Genomic DNA, 17,014 nt, shown 5'->3' with positions numbered 1-17,014 from the left:
CCGCCGCTCGACGGCGTGATCGACGTTCTCAGGAGACACCGCATGGACACCAGCCAACTCTTTTCCCTGCAAGGCCGCAGCGCGCTCATCACCGGCGGCTCGCGCGGCATCGGCCGCATGATCGCCGAGGGCTTCCTCGCCCAGGGCGCCCGCGTCTACATCTCGGCCCGCAAGGCCGCGGCCTGCGACCAGACCGCCAAGGAGCTGTCGGCCTTCGGCACCTGCATCTCGCTGCCGGGCGACGTGTCGACCGTGGAAGGCGCGCATGCGCTGGTCGCGGCCTATGCCAAGCACGAGGACTCGCTCGACATCCTGGTCAACAACGCCGGCGCGGCCTGGGGCGCACCCTATGCGGAGTTCCCGGAAAGCGGCTGGGACAAGGTGGTCGACCTCAACCTCAAGGCGCCCTTCTTCCTGACCCAGGCGCTCACGCCGATGCTCAAGAAGGCCGCCACCGACCACCTGGCCAAGGTGATCCACATCGCCTCGATCGACGGCCTGTCGGTGAACCCTCAGGAAACCTACTCGTACGCGGCCAGCAAGGCCGGCCTGGTGCACCTCACGCGCCGCATGGCGCTGCACCTCGCGCCCGAGCGCATCGCCGTGAGTGCGATCGCCCCCGGTGCTTTTGCATCGGACATGAACAAGGACGCGCGCGACCACGGCGACGAGGTCAAGGCCCGCATCCCTGCCGGCCGCATCGGCACGCCCGAGGACATGGCCGGCGCGGCCATCTTCCTGGCTTCGCGCGCGGGCGACTACGTGATGGGCGCGACGCTGGTGGTCGACGGCGGAGTGATGTACACGCGCTGAGCGCGCCCGGCCTCAGTTGCAGACCACGGTGGTGCCTACGGGCCGGCAGGTCCGGCCGTCGGGCCGCGTGTAGCGGTCGAGCTTGCCGCTGTGGTCGTAGTGGTTGCCCTGCGTGTCGTTGCAGCCCGAGGGGCCGCAGTTCCGGATGCGCGGGCGCATGTCCTGGGGCCGCGCGGGCCGGGGATAGCCGTAGCGGCCCTCGCCGTTGGCACGATCGACCCGGTCGGCCCATTCGTCCTGCCGGGCCCGCTCGGCCTCGGCGCGGCGCCGGTCGCTCTCGCGTTGCGCATCGATGCGTTCGTTGGGTCGCGCGTCGAGCACGATCGGGCCGCTCGGCGCGGGCGCTGCGGGGGGCGTGGCAGCCTCGACCGTCTCGCGCTGCAGCCGGCTCGCACGCTCCACGCTGTCGAGCTGCTCCTGACGGCGTGCGCCCTCCGGCTCGCTGCGGCGCTCGGTGGCCTCGACGCCCTGCACCGCCTCGGCGCGGCGCGTCTCGGCGGGGCAGGCGGCGTCGGTGTAGCTCACGCGGCCGGTCGCGTCGACGCAGCGCATGACCTGCGCGGCGGACGTGCCGGCAAGGCCGATCGACAGAAGGCAGAGCGCGAGAAGACGTTTCATGGCGACCCCATGGAGAAGCAGGATGCGGCACAGCCGCACCCCGCATTCTGACCAAGGATCAACCGCAGCGCGAGAACGCGTGAAGGAACCGTCGCGAGCGTCCCGAGCCTGCACCGAGGACCGGCGCCGCACTCCCGTGCGGTGAGGACCGCAGGTGCGGGACCGGGGTGCGCAGCAGGTTCATTCGCGCGTTCTCAGTGGTTGTCGCGCGGGATGCCGTACGTGGCGTGGATCTTCTGGTACTTCACCGCCGGCTTGAGCACCATGCCCTCCGACAGCTCGCCGATCACGCCGCGCTGGATCTCCTGCCACGGCGTCTGGCTCGGCGGGTACGGATAGCCGCCCGCGGCTTCCAGCTTGGCGCGGCGCCGGGCCAGCTCCTCGTCGGACACGAGCATGTTCGCGGTGCGCTTCTTCAGGTCGATGCGCACGCGGTCGCCGGTCTTGAGCAGCGCCAGCGCGCCGCCCGTGGCCGCTTCGGGCGAGGCATTGAGGATCGATGGCGAGCCCGACGTGCCCGACTGGCGGCCGTCGCCGATGCAGGGCAGCGCGGTGATGCCCTTCTTCAGCAGATAGCTGGGCGCGCGCATGTTCACCACCTCGGCCGCGCCGGGGTAGCCCACCGGGCCCACGCCGCGCATGAACAGCACGCTGTGTTCGTCGATCTTCATCTTCGGATCGTCGATGCGCGCGTGGTAGTCCTCGGGGCCGTCGAACACAACGGCCGTGCCTTCGAAAGCCATCGGGTCGGCCGGGTTCTCGAGGTAGCGCTGGTGGAACTCGGGGCCGATCACGCTGGTCTTCATGATCGCGGAGTCGAACAGGTTGCCCTTGAAGTTGAGGAAGCCGGCGTTCTTCTTCATCGGCTTGGCGTAGGGGAAGATCACCTTCCGGTCCTCGGTGAAGCGGCCTTCGCAGTTCTCGATCAGCGTCTTGCCGTTGACCGTGAGCGCGGGCTGGATCAGGTTCTTGCCGATCAGCTCGGCCACCACGGCCGGCACGCCACCCGCGCGGTAGTAGTCCTCGCCCAGGTACTCGCCGGCCGGCTGCAGGTTGACCAGCAGCGGGATCTTGTAGCCGTGCTTCTCCCAGTCGGCCGTGTGCAGCTCGACGCCGATGTGGCGCGCGATGGCGTTCAGGTGGATCGGCGCATTGGTCGAGCCGCCGATGGCCGAGTTCACGACGATCGCGTTCTCGAAGGCCGCGCGGGTCATGATGTCCGAGGGCTTGAGGTTCTCGCGCACCATCTCGACGATGCGGCGGCCCGTCATGTAGGCCATCTCCTGGCGGTCGCGGTAGGGCGCGGGAATGGCCGCGCTGCCCGGCAGCGTCATGCCCAGCGCCTCGGCCAGCGAGTTCATGGTCGAGGCCGTGCCCATGGTGTTGCAGTGGCCGGTCGACGGCGCCGACGAAGCCACCAGCTTGAGGAAGCCCTTGTCGTCGATCTCGCCTGCGGCCAGCAGCTCGCGCGCCTTCCAGACGATGGTGCCCGAGCCGGTGCGCTCGCCCTTGTACCAGCCGTTGAGCATCGGGCCCGAGTTGAGCGCGATGGCCGGGATGTCGACCGTGGCGGCCGCCATCAGCTGGGCCGGCGTGGTCTTGTCGCAGCCGGTGGTGAGCACCACGCCGTCGATCGGGTAGCCATAGAGGATCTCGACCAGCGAGAGGTACTGCAGGTTGCGGTCCAACGAGGCCGTGGGCCGCTTGCAGGTCTCCTGGATCGGGTGGATCGGGAACTCGAAGGCGATGCCGCCCGCGTCGCGGATGCCTTCGCGCGTGCGCTCGGCCAGCACCAGGTGGTGGCGGTTGCAGGGCGCGATGTCCGAGCCGGTCTGCGCGATGCCGATGATCGGGCGGCCCGACTGCAGCTCGTCCAGGCCGAGGCCGAAGTTCATGGTGCGCTCGATGTAGAGCGCGGTCATGTCGGTGTTGGCGGGGTTGTCGAACCAGGCCTGCGAACGCAGCGTCTGCGGCACGGTCTTCTTGCCTGCGGCCTTCTTCGTCGCTGCGGCGCTCTTGGCTCCGGGTTTCGCCGTGGGGCTCTTGTTTTTCATTTTCAGGACATGCCTTTCAGGGTTTCGGCTGCGTTGGGCAGCGCTTTGCAATCTTCGATGTAGAGCCGGATGATGTCGGCGAAGTTGTCGTGCGGATGCAGGCCCAGCCCGGCCGCGCGCACCGCGGTCGAGCCGCTGGGCCAGTTGGCCACGATGTTCGCCACGCGTTCGTCGCGCTCGAAGCGCACCAGCGCGCGCACCTTGTCGCCGGCCACCTCCTCCAGCGCGTCGAGCATGTCGGCGACGCGCACGTTGAGCCCCGGCAGGTTGAGCGCGGTGCGGCCCACGAAGGCCTCGCGCGTGGCTTCGTAGACCGCGATCAGGCCTTCGACGGTGCGCGTGGGCGAGGCCATCGGGTGCGAGACCTCGGGCGACACCGGACAGATCGATTCCACGCCCGCGAGCGGCTCGCGGATGATGCCGCTGAAGAAGGACGAAGCCGCGCCGTTGGGCTTGCCCGGGCGCACGGTCACGGTCATGAGCCGCGCGGCGCGGCCGTCGATGTAGCCCTTGCGCGTGTAGTCGGCGATCAGGTGTTCGCAGATCAGCTTCTGCGTGCCGTAGGAGGTCTGCGGCGTGGGCAGCGTGTCGTCGGCCACCAGCTTGGGGAACGGGATGGCCGGGTCGGGCCCGAACACCGCGACCGAACTCGAGAACACGACGCGCGTGACCTTGCCGCCGGTGTTGAAGTTGGCGCGCAGCGCGTCGAGCAGCGCGCGCGTGCTGTCGAGGTTGGAGCGCAGGCCCAAGTCGAAGTCGGCCTCGCATTCGCCGGACACGGCCGAGGCCAGGTGGAACACGCCGTCGAAGGCCTCGGTCTTGAGCGCCTCGGTCTGCGTGAGCAGCGGCCCCGTGCGCGCCTCGACGCGCGCATCGGCCAGCAGGTCGGCCGGTGGCGGCGCGATGTCGGTCAGCACGACACGGTCGATGCGCTGGCCCGCGAGCGTGCCGCGGGCGAGCAGGGTGCGGGCCAGGCGGGCGCCCAGAAAGCCGCCGCCGCCGGTGATCATCAGTTTCATGGTGTCTCCTTCATGTTCAGGGTTTGCTCGTTCGTGATTTCCGCGCCGCCTGGCGGCGGCCGGCGATCACGCCGCCCTCGACCAGCCGGCGCTCGCCGGAAAGAATGTGTTCGGTCGCGCAGCGACGTGCGCGGTCGGGGTCGCGCGCGGCGATCGCCTCGACCATCGCGCGATGCTCCTGCTGCACGGCCTGCATGAAGTCGGTGCGGCGCGCCTCGTTGCCGCGCGTGATGCGCATGCCTTCGCGCAGGTACTGCTCGAGAAAGCCCAGCAGCAGCCGGAACTGCGGGTTGCCGGTGGCCTCGCCGATCACGCGGTGGAAGGCCAGGTCTTCGGCCACGCCGTCCTGGCCGGCCGCGACCGCCATGTCGATGGCCTTGAGCGCACGCCGCAGCGCGGCGATCTGGCTGCGCGTGGCGCGCTCGGCCGCCAGCGCGGCAATCTCGCCCTCGAGCACGCGCCGCACCTCGACCACATGCACCACGGCCTGGACCGAGCCGAGCACGGCCGGGTCGAAGGCCAGCGGCTGGTTGAGCGGCGTCTGGGCGACGAACACGCCCGATCCCTGGCGCGACACCACCAGCGACCGCGATTTGAGCTGGTGCACGGCCTCGCGCACCACGGTGCGCGACACGCCGTGCTCGGTGGCCAGCTGCTGCTCGGTCGGCAGCCGCTCGCCCGGGCGCAGCGCGCCGGATTCGATCTGCGAACCCAGGCGCGACGCCAGGCGGTCGGACAGGCGATCGGCCACCCGGCGGATGGGTTCGGAAGAAGAGGAAAGGGCCTGCACGGCAGCGAAGGTTTGGAGCACAGTTATCAGGTGATCATACAAATCTACAGGGGTTTTCTCCTACCGGTTTGCCCTGATACCGGAGCACGGATGCAGTGTCGATACTGCGCTGGCTGCGATGCGGAGTCTCCGCGTCGCCTCCCTCCTTTGCGATCTTGAGGACTCCTTGCATGGCCAGTGTCACGATTCAGGCGGTCAAGAAGAGCTTCGGCGATGTGGCCATCCTTCATGGTGTCGACATCGATATTCCGGACGGCTCGTTCACGGTGCTGGTGGGGCCCTCGGGCTGCGGCAAGTCCACGCTGCTGCGCATGATCGCGGGGCTCGAGGAGATCCACGGCGGCGAGATCCGCATCGGCGAGCGGCGCGTGAACGACCTGCCGCCGAAAGAGCGCGACATCGCGATGGTGTTCCAGAACTACGCGCTGTACCCGCACATGACGGTGCGCGACAACATGGCCTTCTCGCTGGCCCTGGCCAAGGCCGACAAGGCCACGATCGAGACCAAGGTGAAGCGCGCGGCCGAGATCCTCGCGCTGGTGCCGCTGCTCGACCGCTACCCGCGCCAGCTTTCCGGCGGCCAGCGCCAGCGCGTGGCCATGGGCCGCGCGATCGTGCGCGACCCGCAGGTCTTCCTGTTCGACGAGCCGCTGTCGAACCTCGACGCCAAGCTGCGCGTCGCGATGCGCAGCGAGATCAAGGAACTGCACCAGCGCCTGAAGACCACCTCGATCTACGTCACGCACGACCAGATCGAGGCCATGACCATGGGCGACAAGATCGTGGTGATGCGCGACGGCCGCATCGAGCAGACGGGCAGCCCGCTCGAGCTCTACGACCATCCGGCCAACCAGTTCGTCGCGGGCTTCATCGGCTCGCCCTCGATGAACTTCCTGCCCGGCACGCTGCGCCGCGGTGCCGGTGCGGCCCATGTCGAACTCCACGACGGCACCCTGCTCGCAGCCCCGCTGCAGGCCGGCGGCACCGACGGCCAGCCCGTGGTGTACGGCACCCGGCCCGAGCACCTGACGCTGGCCGCGAGCGGCGGCATCCCCTCGCGCGTGGTGGTGATGGAGCCCACCGGCATGGACACCTTCGTCGCCTGCCGCCATGAAGGTGCGGAGCTGTCGGCCGTGTTCCGCGAGCGGCACGACTTCCTGCCGGGCAGCACGATCCATCTGCAACCCGACCTGCAACGCGCGCACCTGTTCGATGCCGCGAGCGGCCAGCGCCTCGCGAGATGAGCACACCCCCAGTCTTCGCGCACTTCGTGTCGCTACGCCAACCCCCTTCCAGGGGGCAACACCAGCGGCCCGGCAAAGCCGGCTCCGCGGTGTTCCACGAATGAGTTCATCGACCCCTTCATACAACTGGAGACGACAACATGAGTGATTTCAATCGCCGCAAGTTTCTCGAGGGTTCGGCCGGCGTCGCCGCAGCCGCCACCGTCGGCACCGGCACGGCGCTGTTCGCCCCGTTCGCCCAGGCCCAGACGCTGAGCTTCAAGCCGGAAAAGGGGGCCAAGCTGCGCGTGCTGCGCTGGAGCCGCTTCGTGCAGGGAGACATCGACGCCTACATGGCCAACGTCAAGAAGTTCACCGAGACCACCGGCGTCGAGGTGCGCGTGGACAACGAAGGCTGGGAAGACGTGCGCCCCAAGGCCGCGGTGGCGGCCAACACCGGCGCGGGCCCGGACATCATCCTGTCGACCAACGACGACGCCAACCTCTACCCCGACAAGCTGCTCGACGTGACCGACCTGGCCGAGTACCTGGGCAAGAAGTACGGCGGCTGGTATCCGGCGGGCGAGACCTTCATGCGCCCCGACGGCAAGCGCTGGCTGGGCCTGCCGCTGGGCGCCTCGGGCTCGCTGATCGTCTACCGCGAGAGCATGGTCAAGGCGGCCGGCTTCGCGACCTTCCCGAAGAACACCGACGACTTCCTCAAGCTCTACAAGGCCCTGAAGGAAAAGGGCACGCCGGGCGGCATGGCGCTGGGCAATGCGACCGGCGACAGCACCTGGTGCAACTGGCTGATCTGGTCGCACGGCGGCAAGCTGGTCGACAAGACCAACAAGGTCGTGATCGACAGCCCGGAGACCCTCAAGGCGCTGGAGTACGGCAAGGAGCTCTACGCGAACTTCATCCCGGGCACGCTGTCGTGGCTGGACCCGAACAACAACAAGGCCTTCCTCGACAGCCAGATCAGTGTCACCAACAACGGCATCTCGGTCTACTACGCAGCCAAGAACTCGACCGACCCGAAGGTCAAGGAAATCGCCTCGGACATCAACCATGCGGTGTTCCCGATCGGCCCCGTCGGCGTGCCGACCGAGTCGCACCTGTTCTTCAACCAGATGGTCATGAAGTACACCAAGTTTCCGAACGCGGCCAAGGAGTTCCTGCGCTTCATGATGGAGAAGGAGCAGTTCGACCCGTGGCTGCAGGGCGGTGGCGGCTATGTGGCGCAGCCCCTGCGCTACTACGAGAACAGCGCGATCTGGACCTCGGACCCGAAGAACATGCCCTACCGCGATTCGGTGAAGAACCTGCGCCCGGGCGGCTACGAAGGCAAGCTGGGCTACGCCTCGGCCGGTGCCGCGGCCGATTTCATCATTCCGAACATGGTGGCCGAAGCCGCGAGCGGATCGAAGACGCCGAAGGAAGCGGCGGAACGTGCGCAAAAGCGCGCCGAGCGCTACTACAAGCTCTAAAGCGCTCCCCCCGAGATCCTCGGGGGCCCGCACCCGCGGGCCGGCAGCGCCGGTTCCGCTGTCTTTCCGATGAGAGCCGGCGCACGCCGCTCTGTCCATTGAGGGTCTCATGACGCTGATCCAGAGAATGCAGAACAGTCGCAATGCGCTCGGCTTCATGTTCATGTTGCCGGCCGCCCTGCTGTTGCTGGTCTTCCTCACCTATCCGCTCGGGCTGGGCACCTACCTGGGCTTCACCGATGCCAAGGTCGGGCGGGCCGGCCAGTGGATCGGCCTGGAGAACTACGAGTACCTGTGGGGCGACGCGGTCACACGGCTGGCGCTGTTCAACACGCTGTTCTATACCTTCGTGGCGAGCGTGTTCAAGTTCCTGCTGGGCCTGTGGCTGGCGATCCTGCTGAACAAGAACATCCGCTTCAAGACCTTCTTCCGCGCGGTCATCCTGCTGCCCTACATCGTGCCGACCGCGCTGTCGGCGATCGCCTTCTGGTGGATCTACGACTCGCAGTTCTCGATCATCAGCTGGGCGCTGATGAAGATGGGCCTGATCGACGCCTACATCGACTTCCTCGGCAGCCCCTGGAACGCCCGCATCGCGGTGATCATCGCCAACGTGTGGCGCGGCGTGCCCTTCGTGGCGATCACGCTGCTGGCCGGGCTGCAGACCATCTCGCCTTCGTACTACGAGGCCTCGGCCATCGACGGCGCGACGCCGTGGCAGCAGTTCCGCCATGTGACGATGCCGCTGCTCACGCCCATCATCGCGGTGGTCATGACCTTCTCGGTGCTCTTCACCTTCACCGACTTCCAGCTGATCTACGTGATCACCCGCGGTGGCCCGCTCAACGCGACGCACCTGATGGCCACGCTCTCGTTCCAGCGTGCGATCTCCGGTGGTGCCCTGGGCGAAGGCGCGGCGATCGCGATCGCGATGGTGCCCTTCCTGCTGGCCTGCGTGATGTTCAGTTTCTTCGGCCTGCAACGGCGCGCATGGCAACAAGGAGGCACCGACAAATGAGCAGCAATTCCGCCCAGTCCGACACCGTCGGCATGAGCTTCCTGGACTCGACCCGCCGCAAGGCGGTGCTGGTCTACCTGCCGCTGTTCGCCTTCCTGGTCGTGCTGCTGTTCCCCTTCTACTGGATGGCCATCACCTCGGTGAAGCCCGACGCGGAACTGCTGTCGCGCGAGGGCAATCCCTTCTGGGTGATCCAGCCCACGCTGTCGCACTTCTACAAGCTGCTCTTCGAGACCTCGTACCCGCAATGGCTCTGGAACACGGTGCTGGTGTCGGTGGTGTCGACCTTCGTCTCGCTGGCGGTGTCGGTGTTCGCTGCCTATGCGATCGAGCGGCTGCGCTTCAAGGGCTCCAAGCAGGTCGGCCTGTCGATCTTCCTGGCCTACATGGTGCCGCCGTCGATCCTGTTCATCCCGCTGGCCAACGTGGTGTTCAACCTGGGCCTGTTCGATTCGCGCTGGGCGCTGATCCTGACCTATCCGACCTTCCTGATCCCGTTCTGCACCTGGTTGCTGATGGGCTACTTCCGCTCGATCCCGGCCGAGCTCGAGGAGTGCGCGCTGATCGACGGTGCCAACCGCTGGCAGATCCTGATCAAGATCGTGCTGCCGCTGGCCGTGCCAGGCCTCATCTCCGCCGGCATCTTCGCCTTCACGCTGTCGTGGAACGAGTTCATCTACGCGTTGACCTTCATCTCCTCGTCCGAGATGAAGACGCTGCCTGTGGGCGTGGTGACCGAGCTGGTGCAGGGCGATGTGTACCAGTGGGGCCCGCTGATGGCGGGTGCGCTGCTGGGCTCGCTGCCCGTGGCCTTCATCTACTCGTTCTTCGTCGAGTACTACGTGTCGGGAATGACCGGCTCGGTGAAGGAATGACTCGCCCCCAGTCTTCGCGCACCTTGGCCCGTCCTGAGCTTGTCGAAGGGTGTCGCCTCCTCCTTCCCCCTACCGGGGGCGCGGCCAGCGGCCCGGCGAAGCCGGTTCCGCGGCTGCTCTGGAAAAGACTGGGGAGTGAAGAAGCAGGGTCACCACTTCGGTACGGGCTGATCTTTCAGCTGCTGGCGTAGCGCGCCGTAGTCGGGCACCACGCTCTCGACGGTTTCCCAGAAACGGTGCGAATGGTCCATCACGCGCAGATGGGCCAGTTCGTGCGCCACGACGTAGTCGATCACCGGCAGGCCGAAATGGATCAGCCGCCAGTTGAGCCGGATCGAGCCGTCGATGCTGGCACTGCCCCAGCGCGTGGCCGCATTCGACAGCGTGAGCTTCTGCCAGCGCACGCCCAGCCGCGGCGCGAAGTGGTCCAGACGTTCGATGAAGAGCTTGCGCGCCTGCCGCATGAGCCAGGCCTGCGCCGCATCGCGGATCTGCGAGGCCTCGGCGTTCTGCGCCACGGCCAGCCGCAGCGCGCGCGGTGCGCCCGTGCCGTCGGCCTCGTCGAGCGCTCCGCCGACGCCGATGAAGGCATGCCCGGGATCGAGCCGGATCGCGACCGGATCGCCCATGAAGGGAAAGACCGCGCCGTCCCGCCATTCGATGCGCGTGGCTTCGACGCGCGCATGCCGCTGCTGCGTCTCGGCGAGCTTGCGCAGGATCCAATCGGACTTCTCCTGCACCGCGGCGTCGACGTCGCGCAGCGCGACCCAACGCGGCGCGCGCACCGACAGCCCCTCGGCGCCGACCAGGAAGCCGATGGTCTTGCGCTTGCCGCGCTTGAACTCGTAGGCCACGCGCGCCGAACCCAGCACCGCTTCGCGCGTGGCCTGCGGATGCACGAAGCGCGCGAGCGCCAGCGTGTCGCGCAGCGGGATCGCGGGCAGCGACGGGCCCGCATCGGGCACCTCCTGCTGGCGCAGCGGCGCCACGACCGGTGGCGTGGGCGGTGCGGCCTTGCGCGCCCGCTTCTTCGGCGACTCGGGCTGCGCGAACTCGCTGCCCAGCCCCTCGAACAGGTCCATCGTGAACTGCAACAGCCCCGGCATTTATCCCATCCAGAAACACCGCGGAACCGGCTTCGCCGGGCCGCTGGTGTTGCCCCCTGAAAGGGGGTTGGCGTAGCGACACCCTTCGACAAGCTCAGGACGGGCCAAGGTGCGCGAAGACTGGGGGTGAGCCATCATGCGTACGCTTCCGGGTCGAGCCGGCGCATTTCCGCTTCGATCCAGGCCTCGACCTCGCGCATCAACTCGTCGGGCTTGCGGCCCACGCTCGGGATCGCCGGGCCGATCGACACGTCGACCACGCCCGGGCGCTTGATGAAGGCCTTGCGCGGCCAGACCTTGGCCGAGGTCACGGCGATCGGGATCACCGGCGCGCCGGTCTCGACGGCGAGCCGCGTGCCGCCGCTCTTGTAGGTGCCCTTCTGGCCGCGCGGGATGCGCGTGCCTTCGGGAAACATGATGATCCAGATGCCCTGCGCGAGCAGGTCCTTGCCCTGGGCCACCACCTTGTGGAAGGCCCTGGCCTTCTGGCTGCGGTCGATGTGGATCATGTCCAGCCGCGCCATGGCCCAGCCGAAGAAGGGCACGTAGATCAGTTCCTTCTTGAACACATAGGCCAGCGGATGCGGCATCAGCGTGGGCATGAGGAAGGTCTCGAGCGTGGACTGGTGCTTGACCAGCAGCACCGCGCCCGCGCGTTTTTCCTGCGGCAGGTTCTCCATGCCGCTCACGCGCGTGCGGATGCCCAGGATGACCCGGGCGCCGCCGATGGCCCAGCCGAGCCAGCGCTCGGCCATCCAGTAGAGGGGCTCGCCGCGGCGCCAGAGCGACGCGACGCACATGATGATGCCCCAGGGGATCACCGTGACCAGCATCCACAGCATGTGGACCACCGAACGAATCAAGGCCATCAGACAGCCACCTGCAATGTGGCCCGCTGCGCTTCGCGCGCGAGCAGGAATTCAACAAAAGCGCCCAGGTCGTCGTGCACCCGCGTGTCGGGTGGGTACCCGGGCGGCAGCGGATCGACGTTGCGACAGGCCGCGCCCATGCCGGTCAGCAGGAGATGCGGCTCGCAGCCCGCGGCGGCACCGGCCTGCAGGTCGCGCAGGCTGTCGCCGGCGGTCGGTACGCCCGCGAGGTCGATGCCGTAGCGCTCACCGATCTGGCGGAACAGCCCGGGCTGCGGCTTGCGGCAGCCGCAGGCCTCGTCGGGGCTGTGCGGGCAGTAGAAGACCGCATCGACGCGGCCGCCCACCGCGGCCAGCATCTTGTGCATCTTGGCGTGCATGGCGTTGAGCGAGGCCACGTCGAACAGCCCGCGTCCCAGCCCCGACTGGTTCGACGCGATCACCACGTGCCAGCCCGCATGGTTGAGCCGGGCGATGGCTTCCAGCGCATGCGGCAGCGGCGTCCATTCGACCTCGCTCTTGACGAAATCGTCGCGGTGCACGTTGATGGTGCCGTTGCGGTCGAGGATGACGAGTTTCATGGGATGTCCGTCTTGGCTTCGAGGGCGCGCCGATCGATCCACACAAGGATGTTCGCCACCGGGTACCGCGCCGCGTCCAGCATGTCGGCGCGCACCTTGAGCGCGTGCTCTGCTTCACTGCGCTGCATCGCCGCTCCTGCGGGCGGCCTGCAACAGCTGGCTGCGTTCGGTGGCGCTGATCAGAACGCCCACCGGCGATACGTTGCGCAGCGCAGCCGCATGGTCGTCGACGCCGCAGGCACCGCTCTCGATGGCGTCGATGCCGGCGTCGAGCAGCGTCTGCCACTCGTCCCAGTACGGGTCCGAGCGCGTCGCACCCGCGCGTGCGCGCCACTGCGACAGCGTGTGCGCCAGTTCCGCGATCCGCGACGGACCGGCACGCAGCCGCGCCACTGCGAGGCGATGCGCCTGCAGCAGGAACGAGTCGATCTGCTGTTGCCGGTTCATGGATCGAATTATCGAGCGCGGTGCGTCAAGCCGCCAGCCGTTCGAGCTGCGCCACGCGGTTCATCGCGGCATGCAGCAGCATCAGCAGGCCCAGGCGGTTCAAGCGCAGGTCGACTTGCTCGGCGTTCACCATCACGCCGTCGAAGAAGGCGTCGACCGGCGCACGCAGCGCGGCCAGGGTCTGCAGCGAGGCGGTGTAGTCGCCGGCCGCGAACTGCGCGTCGGCCGCGGGCACGGTCTCTTGCATCGCGTCGTACAGCGCCTTCTCGGCCGGCTCCTGCAGCAGCAGTTCGCTCACGTGCGCATCGGCCTCGGGCGACTTCTTGAGGATGTTGCCGATGCGCTTGTTGGCCGCGGCCAGCGCCGGGGCTTCGGGCAGCACCGCGAAGGCGCGCACGGCCGCGAGCAGCGCAGGCACTTCGGCCAGGCGCTGCGGGCGCGAGGCCAGCACGGCATCGACTTCCTGCGCACTGGCGCCCTGCTCGCGCAGGCTGCCGGCGAGGCGGTCGAAGACGAAGGATTCGAGCGCATCGGTCGGGTCGGTCAACGCGGCGCCGCCGGCCAGCGGCGCGCTGAAGGCCGCGAAGGCCTGGGCCAGCACCTCGCGCAGCTGCAGCGGCAGCTTGCCCTCGATCAGCATGCGCAGCACGCCCAGCGCATGGCGGCGCAGCGCGAAGGGATCGCGGTCGCCGGTGGGCAGGTTGCCGATGCCGAACATGCCGACCAGCGTCTCGAGCTTGTCGGCCATCGCGACCACGGTGCCGACCGTGCCGCGCGGCAGCGTGTCGCCGGCGAAGCGCGGCTTGTAGTGGTCTTCGATGGCGTCGGCCACCGCGGCGTCGAGGCCGTCGTGCAGCGCGTAGTAGCGGCCCATCGTGCCTTGCAGCTCGGGGAACTCGCCCACCATGTCGGTCACCAGGTCGGCCTTGGCCAGCTGGGCGGCCTGCACGGCCTTGGCGGCCAGGCCGGTGTCGCCCGTCGAGCCGGCGAGCTGCACGGCGATCGCCTGTGCGATGCGCATCACGCGCTCCACGCGCTCGCCTTGCGTGCCCAGCTTGTTGTGATAGACCACCTTGGCCAGCGATTCGACGCGCGAGGCCAGCGACTTCTTGCGGTCCTGGTCGAAGAAGAACTTGGCATCGGCCAGGCGCGGGCGCACCACGCGCTCGTTGCCGCCGATCACGGCGCTGGCATCGTCGGGCGAGATGTTGCTGACCACCAGGAACTGGTGGGTCAGCTTGTCGGTCGCGTCGAGCAGCGGGAAGTACTTCTGGTTGGCCTTCATCGTGAGGATCAGGCATTCCTGCGGCACGTCGAGGAACTCGCGCTCGAAGGCGCAGACCAGCACGTTGGGGCGCTCGACCAGGGCCGTGACTTCGTCCAGCAGCGCGTCGTCATGGATGGGCTTGACGCCGCCGCCGACCTTCGCGGCCGCGGCAGCCAGCTGGCGCACGATCTCGGCGCGGCGTTGCTCGAAGGATGCGATCACCGCACCCTCGTCGGCCAGTTGCTGCGCATAGCTGTCGGCGTCGCGCAGCACCACCGGGTCGACCCGGGCTTCGAAGCGGTGGCCGTGCGTGTCGCGGCCGGCCTGGAGGCCCAGCGCCTCGATCGCCACCACGTCGGTGCCGTGCAACGCGACCAGGCCGTGCGCGGGGCGCACGAAGCTCACGCTGCTCCAGCCGGGCAGCTCGCAGCCGCTCTCGAGCTGGTAGCTCATGACCTTGGGGATCGGCAGCTTGGCGATGGCTTCGGCCAGCGCCTTCTGCAGGCCCTCGGCCAGCGTGGCGCCCTTGGCGGTGCTTTCGTAGAACAGCGCCTCGCCCTTGCCGTCGGGCGCGCGCTTGAGCGTGGGCACGGCGGTGGCGTCGGCGCCCAGCGCGCCCAGGCGCTTGAGCAGTGCCGGTGTGGCGTTGCCCGCGGCATCGAGGCCGACGCTCACGGGCATGAGCTTCTGCGAGACGGCCTTGTCGGCGGCTTCGCTCGACACGGTCGTCAGGTGCGCGGCGAGCCGACGCGGGGACGCAAAGGCCGTGAGCACGCTCTCGGCGGGGGCCAGCCCTTGGGCGACCAGTTGGTCGCGCAGCACGCCGGCAAAGGCATCGCCCAGTTTCTTCAGCGCCTTGGGCGGGAGTTCTTCAACGAACAGTTCGACCAGCAGGTTCTTGGTGGGAGTCATCGTCATCGCTCAGGCTGCTTTCTTCGTTGCCGGCGTCATCTGCGCCACCCATTCGCGCGGCGCCATCGGGAAGCCGAGGCGTTCGCGGCTCTCGTAGTAGCTCTGCGCCACCGCACGCGCGAGGTTGCGGATGCGGCCGATGTAGGCCGCACGCTCGGTCACGCTGATCGCGCCGCGCGCGTCGAGCAGGTTGAAGCTGTGCGCCGCCTTCAACACCTGTTCGTAGGCCGGCAGCGCGAGCTGGGCCTCGATCAGGTGCTTGGCCTGCTTCTCGTGCGCCGTGAAGGCCGAGAACAGGAAGTCGGCATCGCTGTGCTCGAAGTTGTAGGTCGACTGTTCGACCTCGTTCTGCTTGTAGACGTCGCCATAGCTGAGGCCGTCGGTCCAGCTCAGGTTGTAGACGTTGTCCACGCCCTGCAGGTACATCGCCAGGCGCTCGAGGCCGTAGGTGATCTCGCCGGTGATGGGCTTGCAGTCGATGCCGCCGACCTGCTGGAAGTAGGTGAACTGCGTCACTTCCATGCCGTTGAGCCAGACTTCCCAGCCCAGACCCCAGGCGCCGAGCGTGGGGTTTTCCCAATCGTCCTCGACGAAGCGGATGTCGTTCTTCTTGAGGTCGAAGCCCAGCGCCTCGAGCGAACCGAGGTACAGCTCGAGGATGTTCGACGGCGCGGGCTTGAGCACCACCTGGTACTGGTAGTAGTGCTGCAGGCGGTTGGGGTTCTCGCCGTAGCGGCCGTCCTTGGGGCGGCGGCTGGGCTGCACATAGGCGGCCTTCCAGGGCTCGGGGCCGAGGGCGCGCAGGAAGGTGGCGGTGTGCGAGGTGCCCGCGCCCACTTCCATGTCGTAGGGCTGCAGCAATGCGCAGCCCTGTTCGGCCCAGTACGACTGCAGTTTGAGAATGATTTGTTGGAAGGTCAGCATGGCTCTGCGTGATGGCGGCCGCCCGGCGGGAGAACCCCGTGGCGCAACGAACCGGCTATTTTAGGGCGGGGCCGGCGCGAGGGCATCGGAGGGCGGCGGCGCCCTTGGCCGCTATGCTCGATCCCCCTTTCGACACCGCCGCCCACAGCACCCATGCCCAACGACCTCGCCACCATCGCCGCCTTTGGAGAACTGATGGGGGCGCGTGCCTGGCCCGGCTTCCTCGTGCTGCTGGGGGTGGTCGCCGTCGTGGCCGGCGTCGCGGCCTGGACCTTCGAGCACATGCGCCACCGGCAGGTCGCGAGCGGCGAGCCGCAGCCCCGTCGCCTGTTCGCGGGCCTGGCGCTGGGCCTGGCGCTCGTGCTGCTGCTGGCCTGGGGCTTCGCCGAGGTGGCCGAAGAACTCGGCCAGGGACGGCCGATGGGCGTGTTCGACGATGCCATGAGCCGTGCCGTCGGCGCCCACACGCCGGCCGGCGTGCGCGCCGTGTTCGCGCAGCTCACGCACCTGGCCGATCCCTGGTTCGGCGCGTCGCTGTCGGTGGCGGTGGCACTGCTGCTGTGGCTGCGCGGCCACCGGGGCTTCGCCACCGGATGGGCGGCGGCGACGGGCGGCATCGCGGTGCTCAACCATGTGCTCAAGGACATCTTCGAGCGCGCCCGCCCGGTGCACGAGGCCGGCTTCGTGCAGGTGTCGGGCTACAGCTTTCCGAGCGGCCACAGCTCGGGCTCGATGGTGATGTACGGCATGCTGGGCTACCTCGGCTTTCGCCTGCTGGCGCCGGGCTGGCGCGTGCCGACGGTGGTCGCGGCCTCGGTGATCGTGGTCACCGTGGCCTGCAGCCGCATCTTCCTGCGGGCGCACTTCCCGAGCGACGTGGTCGCCGGCCTGTGCTCGGGCGGCGCCTGGCTCGCGGTGTGCATCGCGAGCATCGAGTTCGCCCGCCACCGGCGTGGCAACCGGCAACCGTCCCCTTGAATGCGGCCGCCGCCGGGCCGCCCCAAGGCG

At 68.4% G+C, this 17,014-nt stretch carries 17 protein-coding genes; 6 read left to right on the top strand and 11 right to left on the bottom strand.

The features are described 5' to 3' along the window. Window positions 1-42 precede the first annotated feature (42 nt). The gene (locus ACSFBC_RS26175) at window positions 43-813 is read left to right on the top strand and encodes an SDR family oxidoreductase (RefSeq protein WP_219209985.1); all 771 of its coding nucleotides are present in this window, start codon (window positions 43-45) and stop codon (window positions 811-813) included. Between the two features lie 12 nt (window positions 814-825). On the opposite strand, the gene ACSFBC_RS26170 is transcribed toward ACSFBC_RS26175, so the two are convergent. The 4 genes from ACSFBC_RS26170 to ACSFBC_RS26155 form a co-directional block, all read right to left on the bottom strand. Beyond that, window positions 826-1,431 carry a DUF4124 domain-containing protein gene (locus ACSFBC_RS26170; protein WP_435513252.1) on the bottom strand — a complete coding sequence of 202 codons (606 nt, stop codon included), beginning with the start codon at window positions 1,429-1,431 and terminating at the stop codon, window positions 826-828. A gap of 194 nt (window positions 1,432-1,625) precedes the next feature. Then, window positions 1,626-3,485, bottom strand: a complete 1,860-nt coding sequence (locus tag ACSFBC_RS26165) for an IlvD/Edd family dehydratase (RefSeq protein ID WP_435513251.1) — start codon at window positions 3,483-3,485, stop codon at window positions 1,626-1,628. 2 nt (window positions 3,486-3,487) lie between these two features. Continuing rightward, window positions 3,488-4,504, bottom strand: a complete 1,017-nt coding sequence (gene denD, locus ACSFBC_RS26160; protein WP_435513250.1) for a D-erythronate dehydrogenase — start codon at window positions 4,502-4,504, stop codon at window positions 3,488-3,490. Window positions 4,505-4,520: 16 nt separating this feature from the next. Continuing rightward, a complete protein-coding gene (locus ACSFBC_RS26155) occupies window positions 4,521-5,315 on the bottom strand; it encodes a FadR/GntR family transcriptional regulator (RefSeq protein ID WP_435513249.1) in 795 nt (264 codons plus the stop codon). A 149-nt stretch (window positions 5,316-5,464) separates the two neighbouring features. Here ACSFBC_RS26155 and ACSFBC_RS26150 point away from each other — a divergent pair, with 149 nt between their 5' ends. The 4 genes from ACSFBC_RS26150 to ACSFBC_RS26135 all read left to right on the top strand — a co-directional run bounded on the left by ACSFBC_RS26150 (window position 5,465) and on the right by ACSFBC_RS26135 (window position 9,900). Beyond that, window positions 5,465-6,538, top strand: a complete 1,074-nt coding sequence (locus tag ACSFBC_RS26150; protein ID WP_435513248.1) for an ABC transporter ATP-binding protein — start codon at window positions 5,465-5,467, stop codon at window positions 6,536-6,538. 140 nt (window positions 6,539-6,678) lie between these two features. Continuing rightward, complete coding sequence (locus tag ACSFBC_RS26145; protein WP_435513247.1) at window positions 6,679-8,007, top strand: ABC transporter substrate-binding protein; 1,329 nt, start codon at window positions 6,679-6,681, stop codon at window positions 8,005-8,007. Between the two features lie 109 nt (window positions 8,008-8,116). Continuing rightward, window positions 8,117-9,025 (top strand): carbohydrate ABC transporter permease, encoded by a 909-nt coding sequence (locus ACSFBC_RS26140; RefSeq protein ID WP_435513246.1) that lies wholly within the window; start codon window positions 8,117-8,119, stop codon window positions 9,023-9,025. Beyond that, on the top strand, window positions 9,022-9,900 hold the full coding sequence (locus ACSFBC_RS26135; protein ID WP_435513245.1) for a carbohydrate ABC transporter permease: 879 nt from the start codon (window positions 9,022-9,024) through the stop codon (window positions 9,898-9,900). The genes ACSFBC_RS26140 and ACSFBC_RS26135 overlap by 4 nt, the downstream gene beginning before the upstream one ends. A 149-nt stretch (window positions 9,901-10,049) precedes the next feature. On the opposite strand, the gene ACSFBC_RS26130 is transcribed toward ACSFBC_RS26135, so the two are convergent. From ACSFBC_RS26130 to glyQ, 7 genes are all read right to left on the bottom strand, one after another. Beyond that, window positions 10,050-11,006, bottom strand: coding sequence for a M48 family metallopeptidase (locus ACSFBC_RS26130; RefSeq protein WP_435513244.1), 957 nt, complete (start codon window positions 11,004-11,006; stop codon window positions 10,050-10,052). Between the two features lie 134 nt (window positions 11,007-11,140). Beyond that, the gene (locus ACSFBC_RS26125; protein ID WP_435513243.1) at window positions 11,141-11,875 is read right to left on the bottom strand and encodes a lysophospholipid acyltransferase family protein; all 735 of its coding nucleotides are present in this window, start codon (window positions 11,873-11,875) and stop codon (window positions 11,141-11,143) included. Continuing rightward, a complete protein-coding gene (gmhB, locus tag ACSFBC_RS26120) occupies window positions 11,875-12,456 on the bottom strand; it encodes a D-glycero-beta-D-manno-heptose 1,7-bisphosphate 7-phosphatase (RefSeq protein WP_435513242.1) in 582 nt (193 codons plus the stop codon). The genes ACSFBC_RS26125 and gmhB overlap by 1 nt, the downstream gene beginning before the upstream one ends. Then, entirely contained in the window at window positions 12,453-12,584 is a 132-nt protein-coding gene (locus ACSFBC_RS26115; protein WP_435513241.1) for a hypothetical protein, read from the bottom strand. Before ACSFBC_RS26115 ends, gmhB begins: the two co-directional genes overlap by 4 nt. Continuing rightward, window positions 12,571-12,903, bottom strand: coding sequence for a hypothetical protein (locus ACSFBC_RS26110; protein ID WP_435513240.1), 333 nt, complete (start codon window positions 12,901-12,903; stop codon window positions 12,571-12,573). Before ACSFBC_RS26110 ends, ACSFBC_RS26115 begins: the two co-directional genes overlap by 14 nt. 25 nt (window positions 12,904-12,928) lie before the next feature. Beyond that, a complete protein-coding gene (gene glyS / locus ACSFBC_RS26105; RefSeq protein ID WP_435513363.1) occupies window positions 12,929-15,082 on the bottom strand; it encodes a glycine--tRNA ligase subunit beta in 2,154 nt (717 codons plus the stop codon). A gap of 9 nt (window positions 15,083-15,091) precedes the next feature. Continuing rightward, window positions 15,092-16,006, bottom strand: coding sequence for a glycine--tRNA ligase subunit alpha (gene glyQ / locus ACSFBC_RS26100; RefSeq protein WP_435513239.1), 915 nt, complete (start codon window positions 16,004-16,006; stop codon window positions 15,092-15,094). Window positions 16,007-16,159: 153 nt separating this feature from the next. Here glyQ and ACSFBC_RS26095 point away from each other — a divergent pair, with 153 nt between their 5' ends. After that, complete coding sequence (locus ACSFBC_RS26095; protein WP_435513238.1) at window positions 16,160-16,984, top strand: phosphatase PAP2 family protein; 825 nt, start codon at window positions 16,160-16,162, stop codon at window positions 16,982-16,984. Window positions 16,985-17,014: the final 30 nt, after the last annotated feature.

Source organism: Variovorax frigidus (genome assembly GCF_051216515.1).
Taxonomy (GTDB): domain Bacteria; phylum Pseudomonadota; class Gammaproteobacteria; order Burkholderiales; family Burkholderiaceae_C; genus Variovorax.
Note: the sequence above shows the minus strand (reverse complement) of the source record. Positions and strands in the feature narration are given on the sequence as shown.

Bases quoted from the DNA above. Each gene is read 5' to 3' on its own strand.
- ACSFBC_RS26175 (WP_219209985.1), top strand. From the start codon at position 43: ATGGACACCAGCCAACTCTTTTCCCTGCAAGGCCGCAGCGCGCTCATC.
- ACSFBC_RS26170 (WP_435513252.1), bottom strand. From the start codon at position 1,431: ATGAAACGTCTTCTCGCGCTCTGCCTTCTGTCGATCGGCCTTGCCGGC.
- ACSFBC_RS26165 (WP_435513251.1), bottom strand. From the start codon at position 3,485: ATGAAAAACAAGAGCCCCACGGCGAAACCCGGAGCCAAGAGCGCCGCA.
- denD (WP_435513250.1), bottom strand. From the start codon at position 4,504: ATGAAACTGATGATCACCGGCGGCGGCGGCTTTCTGGGCGCCCGCCTG.
- ACSFBC_RS26150 (WP_435513248.1), top strand. From the start codon at position 5,465: ATGGCCAGTGTCACGATTCAGGCGGTCAAGAAGAGCTTCGGCGATGTG.
- ACSFBC_RS26145 (WP_435513247.1), top strand. From the start codon at position 6,679: ATGAGTGATTTCAATCGCCGCAAGTTTCTCGAGGGTTCGGCCGGCGTC.
- ACSFBC_RS26140 (WP_435513246.1), top strand. From the start codon at position 8,117: ATGACGCTGATCCAGAGAATGCAGAACAGTCGCAATGCGCTCGGCTTC.
- ACSFBC_RS26135 (WP_435513245.1), top strand. From the start codon at position 9,022: ATGAGCAGCAATTCCGCCCAGTCCGACACCGTCGGCATGAGCTTCCTG.
- ACSFBC_RS26130 (WP_435513244.1), bottom strand. From the start codon at position 11,006: ATGCCGGGGCTGTTGCAGTTCACGATGGACCTGTTCGAGGGGCTGGGC.
- ACSFBC_RS26125 (WP_435513243.1), bottom strand. From the start codon at position 11,875: ATGGCCTTGATTCGTTCGGTGGTCCACATGCTGTGGATGCTGGTCACG.
- gmhB (WP_435513242.1), bottom strand. From the start codon at position 12,456: ATGAAACTCGTCATCCTCGACCGCAACGGCACCATCAACGTGCACCGC.
- ACSFBC_RS26115 (WP_435513241.1), bottom strand. From the start codon at position 12,584: ATGCAGCGCAGTGAAGCAGAGCACGCGCTCAAGGTGCGCGCCGACATG.
- ACSFBC_RS26110 (WP_435513240.1), bottom strand. From the start codon at position 12,903: ATGAACCGGCAACAGCAGATCGACTCGTTCCTGCTGCAGGCGCATCGC.
- glyS (WP_435513363.1), bottom strand. From the start codon at position 15,082: ATGACTCCCACCAAGAACCTGCTGGTCGAACTGTTCGTTGAAGAACTC.
- glyQ (WP_435513239.1), bottom strand. From the start codon at position 16,006: ATGCTGACCTTCCAACAAATCATTCTCAAACTGCAGTCGTACTGGGCC.
- ACSFBC_RS26095 (WP_435513238.1), top strand. From the start codon at position 16,160: ATGCCCAACGACCTCGCCACCATCGCCGCCTTTGGAGAACTGATGGGG.